Below are 6,790 nucleotides of genomic sequence, written 5' to 3'. Positions count from 1 at the left end.
CAGCCACGAGAGCGACCCGCAGCCGTGGACCGACGGTTACGTGGACGGGGTGACCGACATCGGCGACGACTTCCCCGGGCTCGGCGACGCTGAGCTGCGGGCCGGCCCGGCGCAGGCGGCGAACCTGCCGGCCCCGAAGCTGGAGTTGGTGCTGACCGACGCCGCCGCCGGTAACGTACGCACCCTGCGGCTGCGGCTCACCCCGCAGCGGGTCGCCCGGATCGCCACACTGCACGTCGACACGTCGACCGCCACGGTGCTGCGCGCCGAGGTGGCGGGGCGGTCGGTGCCGGTGGAGCCTCGGGACGGCAAGTGGGGCTTCGGGCTGGTGTTCCACGCCCCGCCGGCCGAGGGCATCGAGGTCACGTTGGCGGTGCGGCCGATCGCCGGGCAGGTGGCGCTGCGGGCGATGGACGCCAGCGACGGCTTGGAGGCGCTGCCCGGCTTCCGGCCCCGGCCGCCGGCCGTCGGCGTCGTCGGGTCGCACAGCTCGGAAATGCTGGCGGTCGCCCGCACCTACCAGTTCTAGAACGACGACGGCGGGGGACCGTCTCCGGTCCCCCGCCGTGTCACTCAGCAGAGCTGGTCGAACCTGACTCCCGGCGCGTCCGCCGCTACTCGCTGCGGATGGTCAGCCGCTTACGCCGGCCGTAGTGCAGCAGGAGGAACCCGACCAGCAGCATCCCCACGCCGACGGCACCGAACGTGACCAGGGGCAGACCGGTCAGGGGCAGGCCGCCACCGGCACCCGACGCGGGCGATGACGGCGATGCCGCCCCCGGGACCGAGGCCGTCCCGCTCGGGGTCGGAGTGGCGGTGGCCGGTGGCGATCCGCTCGGCCCTGGGCTGGGCGTGGCAGAGGCCGAGGGCGACGGGGTGGGCGGCGTCCCCTTGACAACGTTGATCGTCACGTTCGACTTTTCCGAAAAGTCGAACGGATAGCGCCGCACTTCGCCCCCGTACGCATTGTCGTACTCCACGCGCAGGGAGAACTTCAGGCTCAGCCGCTGACCATTGCCGACGACCCCACGCCAGCCGCACAGATACTGTTCGCGGCCCAGCGGTGCCGGATTTGTCAGCGCGGGCTCGACATAGTCCATATGCGGAATTATGTCAAAGCACGAGTCCGGAACCGCTACCGCCTTGGTGCGGAAGGGGATTTGGACAAGCAGCAACGGGTCACGGCTGAGCGCTTCGCCACCGTTGTCGAATCCCACTTCCAGCGGCGCCACGTCGCCCGTCTTCTGGTAGTAGACCGTACTGGCGAACAGCTTCACCTTCTCGTAGTCGGAGGCGAGCTTGCTGTCGGTCTGGATGGTCTGCTCAGCCGATGCCTCGAACAACTGGGGAGCGGCCTCGGTGACAGCGGGCGCGTTATCAACAACGAGCTTGGGGCCACCGCCCGGCACGCCCAGCTCCGTTGGCGCCACGGCACGAACCGCCTCGATCTTCGGCAGGCGGACCGACGACGGCTGGATGCCCGCGAGCAGGCTCACCTTCTTACCGGAATCCGCCCTGACCTTCACCCGAACCGGGACCACATAGGTCCGACCCGGCGCAAATTCCTGGTCGAAACGGCACCAGAGCAACTCGACGCCGTTGTAGGAGCAGTTGGAGAAGCGGTCCACCGCCTCAGCCGGCCACAGGCCTGAGCTCAGGTCCTGCACACCAGGTTGCGGACCGCCGTTCCTGAAGTCGAGGACCACGCCGCGCGCCGGCACAGTGCCGGAAACTTTGAACCCGAAGCGGGCGGTGACCGTGTCACCCGGCGCAGCGCTCAGGGTCGGCATGCCAACGCGCTCTACCGTCAACTGGTCAACGGCGATGATCTCGGTCTGCACATTCGCCGGCGCGTAACCCTTGACCTCGACGGTCGTCCGGACGGTGCCGACAACGCCGCTGGGCAGAGTCGAGCCTTGCGGTGAGGCGTACCCGAATGCGCTCGCCGTCTGGCTGGCACCCAGCCCGAACCGTGCGTACTCCCGGCACGTAACGACATCGCCGGCGCGTTCGCAACCCTCGTCGTCGAACGAAAACATCATCTTGTCTTTGATTTCGCTGATGTCCGACCTGGTCGTCACCTCCGTAGCCTGGCGCTTGTCCAGCCCAAGCTGAATGTCGAGGTGGTACAGCGTGGATGACAGGCCTGCCCGGATGAGACTTTGGGCCGGGATCGCCGCCTTCAACTGCGGCAGCGCTGCGGCTGACGCCTGGGCGGGCACCGTCGCGACAGGAACGATAGAACCAACAAAACAGACAAAAGTGGCCGCAGCTATTCGCCGGGCAACCTTATTCCACCTGAACAAACCAGACCCCCGTGGATCCTCGTTTTGGACCGCCGGAGCATAACGCAGCCTGAATTGAATGGCCGTCCCGCGACGAAGGGCCCATCGGGCAAAAGGGAATAGCGGCCGCAGCAACGAGGCAGTGCGGCTGGACGGCGCGGCTGGACGGTGCGACGCGCCTGGCCCAGGTCGCTCGCCCGCTCACACAACAGCGGATACTTCGCCCATGACGCTGGCTCCGCCCCGCACCGACCTCGCCGACGCGCGCTCCTCGTTCCTGGTGCTGGCCGGCTGGTACGTGGCCGCCGTCGTGTCGTTCGGTCTGTTCCTCAGCACGCTCTCCGGTTCGGTTCCGGCGAACTGCGGCGAGGCGTGCGACTCCGAACGGTCGAGGGCGCTGCTCTTCGGGCTCTACGTGGCCCTGCCGGCGGCGTTCCTCGCGCTGTTGGTCAGCCTGGCGACGCTCGCGGTGCTCCTCTCCCGTGCCCGGATCCGCTCGTCAGCCCTGGTGGGCACCCTCTCCGCGCTGCCGCTGCTCGCCTGCGCACTCCTCACCGCCAGCCTCTGACCCCCCGTTGCTGTAGTGCCGGGGTCAGACGAGGTGCAGCCTGCCCGTTCCCCGGCCGCCTGTGCCGATCCACCGTTGGACAGCGTCAGGCCGACCACGCCTGGAGGACGTCGTTCGGCCCCCACACCAGGTGCACGGCCTCGGCCGGGAGGTCGACTCCGGAGCGGCTGACGACGACCAGGCCGCTGACCCCGGGCTGAAAACCCGGGATCAACGGGGCATGGCGGCGCAGTTCGTCGAGATGACGTCGGCCGAAGGGGCCGTCCTGCCACTTGATCGAGCCGGCGAACGCGATGCGGGAGGCGATCGGGGCGCGGTCCGCGCCGACAAGATCGATTTCCGGGTTGGACTGCCGATTCCACCAGCCGCCGACTTCCCAGGTGTCGGTCCAGGGCAAACCGCCGGCCCCGGCGCTGATGGCGAGCGCATCGCGGATGATCGGCTCGACGGCGTTGCCCCGCCAGGAGGACCACCGACTGTCGAGGATGGCGCGGGCGGCCGCTGACCGGTCGCGCAGCACCAGTTGGTGCACATCCCGAAGAATGGCGAGATACAGGCGCAGATTGCTGTCGGCGATCCGGTACTGGGCCAGCTTGCTGGGCTTGGTGGACAGCGGCTTGTCGACGGCGAGGACCTGTTTTTCCTCGACGAGCCGGTGCAGCAGCGGGGACAGGGTGCCGGAGCTGACCGGGCCGCCGCGGTCCCCGGCGGCAGCGGCGATGTTGCTGAACGTACGGCTACCTGCCCCACCGACCGCTTCCAGGATGCGTCGGGCAGTGTCCGGGGCGGGAAACTCCGACGCCAGAGACTGCTCGGGGACGGTGAACAACGCCGACGTCTTGTTGGAGATCTCCTGACCCAGGAAATCGGCGGGGGGCGTACCCGGGGACCACTCCAGAGCCACACCGGGCAACCCGCCGGTGATCAGGTGCGCATCGATCGCGTCCGCGCCACTCAACCCGGTCACCGCGGCGGTTTCGGCGGGATTGAACGGGCCGAGGACCATGTTCGTGGCCCTGCCGTAGAACGGGCGGTCGTACTCGGTGAACCGCTGCATCATGTGCAGATCACTGCCGAGCAGCAGCAGGAGCACCGGCTTGCCGGAGATGAGCCGGTCCCAGGCGACCTGAAGGTGCCCGTCGAACGTCGTGTCCTGCTCGGAGATCCAGGGCAGTTCGTCCAGGACGACCACACTCGGCGTATCGGGCAGGACGCCCGCCAGGACCCGCAGCATGTCTCCCCAGCCACCGGCCGGTGGCTGGGACGGCAGCAGGTCACGACCGCTGGACGTGAGCAGCGACGAGTCGCGCAGGGCACCGAGAAAGTAGCCGACCGCTTCGATGCTCGATGCGCCCTTGACCGCAGTGTAGAAGCAGTACGGCAGGTCGACCCTGTCGCACAACTCCTGTACCAGCCGCGACTTGCCCACCTGGCGGCGACCACGGATGGCGACGGAACGGCCCTGACCGGTGCGCTTCACATGATCAAGCTGCTTGCCGAGCAGGTCGAGTTCCGTCCGGCGGCCGATGAACATCGACCCTCCCGAAGCTAGATTCAATCTTACTTCGAGACAGTCTACCTACCTCAGCAGGGAACTGATACACCACGGCGCCGAGATTTCCCTGCTGTGCGACCTCTACCGCTGGCAGGCGACACCGAGCCTCTAGGGTTCCCGGAATGAGCAGGAACGACGAGCGTGAATTGGTACGACGGGGGTACGACGCGCTCTCCTACCACTATCGATCGGACGACGCCGACGACGGCCAGTACGGTCCCTGGCTGGCCGACTTACACCAGCGCCTACCTGCCTCAGCAGGGGTCCTCGACCTCGGGTGCGGCTGCGGGGTGCCGGTCGCCCGCTTCCTCGCCAACGCGGGACACCGCGTGACCGGCGTTGACATCAGCGACGTGCAGATCGAGCGGGCACGCCGCCTGGTGCCAAACGGCACCTTTCTCCACTCGGACGCCACCCGGCTCGACCTGCCGCCGGCCTCCTTCGATGCCGTGGTTTGCCTCTACGCCCTCATCCACATGCCCCTGGCCGACCAGCCGCAGCTCATCAAGAGCATCGCCACCTGGTTACGCCCCGGCGGCTGGCTGCTCACCACCGTCGGCAACACCGCCTGGACAGGCACCGAGGACAACTGGCTCGATGGCCCCGCCACCATGTGGTGGAGCCACGCCGACGCCTCCAGTTACCGCGCCTGGCTGCAGCAGGCGGGGCTGACGATCAGCGCCGAGGATTTCGTCCCGGAGGGCAGCAGCGGGCACACCCTCTTCTGGGCGCAGCGCCCACAGGGCTGACCTGGTCCGAGTCGTGTGCGAGGCTTCGGCGGTGACTGACCTCGGCGTCCGCGCAGCAACCTCGGCTGATCGGGAATTCTTGGTTGACATGCTCGTGGAGGCCGTGAACTGGCTGCCTGAGCGCAACTGGTCTCGCGAGCAGATCCTGGCGAATCCCGCGCTGGCCCACTACGTCAGCGGGTGGATGCGGCCAACCGACTTTGGCCTGGTTGCGGTCGGCCAAGCTGAGCGGTCAGTCGGCGCGGCCTGGTTCCGATACCTGACCGCCGCTGATCCCGGCTATGGGTACGTGAGTGACGACGTGCCAGAGCTGACTATCGGCGTGGTGGAAACCTGGAGGGGCCGGGGTGTGGGCCGGATGCTCTTGCGCGCCGTTCTGGACGTCGCCCGAGAACGTGGCATCCGCACAGTGTCACTGAGCGTGGAGCGGGCGAACTTCGCTGCGAGGCTGTACGCCGCTGAAGGATTCCGCACGGTCGAGTCGTTCGAGGACGCGGACACGATGGTCGCTGAGGTCGGGGCCTGACGTGTGTAGTGCAGCTCGTCGGCCGGGCTGGGCAGCCTGTCCGCAGTGCTTCCGTTGGCCGTGGTCTTACTTCCAGCGGTATTGATCTAGGCCACGGGTGTAGTCGATCAAACCGGACGACTGCGGCCCTGACCTGCCGCCACGCCTGGCATGGATGGTCAACGATGGTCACCTCTGGCTCCCCTTCGCCGGCCTGGAAACGGCATGATCTTGGAAGAAGCCGCGCGGGAGTAGGATTGGGCCGGTACCAAGCGATTCGGAGGTCGCCCGTGGCTGAGTCCGTGCCGCCCACCTCATGGATCGATCCCGATCGGCCACGGGAGTTCACCCAGAGTGGACGCGAGGTTGCCTTCTTCCTTCCGGTGGTCTGCACGGACCGGGGTCAGCACAAGCGACGACTGCTCACCGTTGCCCGCCGCGAGCTCGACGGCAGCGGGGGCATGAGTTCGGCGTTGGAGTGGTTCGCGCCGCCGATGGGAGCGGAGGCGGAGCCGAGAAGCCTGATCGGGAGGGATTCGTACATCTTCGCGTGCCCCTCCTGTAGCCGCAAACCACAGATCAACCGCGTGAAGTGGTGGAACCTGGTTGATGAGGCGGGGCGGGCCAGGCTGCGCGAGCTCGACCTGTCCCTGCTACCCTTCTAGCACTGCGCACGAGCACGGCAGTCCCCGGCGCGAGGACGGGGTTACGTTCAGCCAGCAGGCTCACCCCCCTTGGGGGTGCTCGCAGAAAGCCCACTCATCCGGTGGGGCGGTAGATCACGCCCTCCGGAGGTACGAGTGGCCTCGCAAGATGTGGACGTTGCCGACGGCAATCCGACGCCGAAGCGCCGACGCCCGAGCGTCCGGCCGCGTCAGTCGTCCCGCAGCCCTCACGATGTCCTCTTGACCGCCGCGAAGTCTGGGTGGGGGCCTACCTTGCGGTATGGGCTGCTGCTTCTCATCCACCGCGGCCCCTTGCCGGTGGTGGGCCTCATCGCTTACCAAGTCGCGCGTTCAAGGGGCTGGCTGTAGCCCCAACTTCCGCGTCACTTCCATCCCGTCGGCCTTCGTCCGCACACCGTGGAGTGGGTGGGGCCTGCCCGGTCAAGGTGGAGCACCCAGCGGC

At 67.8% G+C, this 6,790-nt stretch carries 6 protein-coding genes and 1 pseudogene; 5 read left to right on the top strand and 2 right to left on the bottom strand.

The features are described 5' to 3' along the window. Positions 1 to 529: pseudogene (locus KBX53_RS17515) on the top strand (peptidase); the annotation flags it as partial. 85 nt (positions 530 to 614) lie between these two features. Here KBX53_RS17515 and KBX53_RS17510 read toward each other — a convergent pair. Next, positions 615 to 2,222 carry a hypothetical protein gene (locus KBX53_RS17510; RefSeq protein ID WP_210860399.1) on the bottom strand — a complete coding sequence of 536 codons (1,608 nt, stop codon included), beginning with the start codon at positions 2,220 to 2,222 and terminating at the stop codon, positions 615 to 617. A gap of 289 nt (positions 2,223 to 2,511) precedes the next feature. Here KBX53_RS17510 and KBX53_RS17505 point away from each other — a divergent pair, with 289 nt between their 5' ends. After that, on the top strand, positions 2,512 to 2,853 hold the full coding sequence (locus tag KBX53_RS17505; protein WP_030329771.1) for a hypothetical protein: 342 nt from the start codon (positions 2,512 to 2,514) through the stop codon (positions 2,851 to 2,853). Positions 2,854 to 2,938: 85 nt separating this feature from the next. Here KBX53_RS17505 and KBX53_RS17500 read toward each other — a convergent pair whose 3' ends face one another. Further along, positions 2,939 to 4,387, bottom strand: a complete 1,449-nt coding sequence (locus KBX53_RS17500; RefSeq protein WP_210860397.1) for an ATP-binding protein — start codon at positions 4,385 to 4,387, stop codon at positions 2,939 to 2,941. Positions 4,388 to 4,530: 143 nt separating this feature from the next. Between KBX53_RS17500 and KBX53_RS17495 the strand changes: the two genes are divergently transcribed. The 3 genes from KBX53_RS17495 (at position 4,531) to KBX53_RS17485 (ending at position 6,327) form a co-directional block, all read left to right on the top strand. After that, on the top strand, positions 4,531 to 5,157 hold the full coding sequence (locus KBX53_RS17495) for a class I SAM-dependent methyltransferase (RefSeq protein ID WP_210860396.1): 627 nt from the start codon (positions 4,531 to 4,533) through the stop codon (positions 5,155 to 5,157). Between the two features lie 31 nt (positions 5,158 to 5,188). After that, on the top strand, positions 5,189 to 5,683 hold the full coding sequence (locus tag KBX53_RS17490; RefSeq protein WP_210860394.1) for a GNAT family N-acetyltransferase: 495 nt from the start codon (positions 5,189 to 5,191) through the stop codon (positions 5,681 to 5,683). Positions 5,684 to 5,952: 269 nt separating this feature from the next. Next, entirely contained in the window at positions 5,953 to 6,327 is a 375-nt protein-coding gene (locus KBX53_RS17485; protein ID WP_210860392.1) for a hypothetical protein, read from the top strand. Positions 6,328 to 6,790: the final 463 nt, after the last annotated feature.

The organism is Micromonospora sp. M51 (genome assembly GCF_018070305.1).
In the GTDB taxonomy this organism is placed as follows: Bacteria; Actinomycetota; Actinomycetes; order Mycobacteriales; family Micromonosporaceae; genus Micromonospora; species Micromonospora parva.
The sequence above is the reverse complement of the archived record's forward strand: the minus strand, read 5'-3'. Positions and strand labels throughout refer to the sequence as shown.

What these genes read in the sequence shown, in the direction of transcription:
- KBX53_RS17505 (WP_030329771.1), top strand. Translation starts at nt 2,512, where the DNA reads ATGACGCTGGCTCCGCCCCGCACCGACCTCGCCGACGCGCGCTCCTCG.
- KBX53_RS17500 (WP_210860397.1), bottom strand. Translation starts at nt 4,387, where the DNA reads ATGTTCATCGGCCGCCGGACGGAACTCGACCTGCTCGGCAAGCAGCTT.
- KBX53_RS17495 (WP_210860396.1), top strand. Translation starts at nt 4,531, where the DNA reads ATGAGCAGGAACGACGAGCGTGAATTGGTACGACGGGGGTACGACGCG.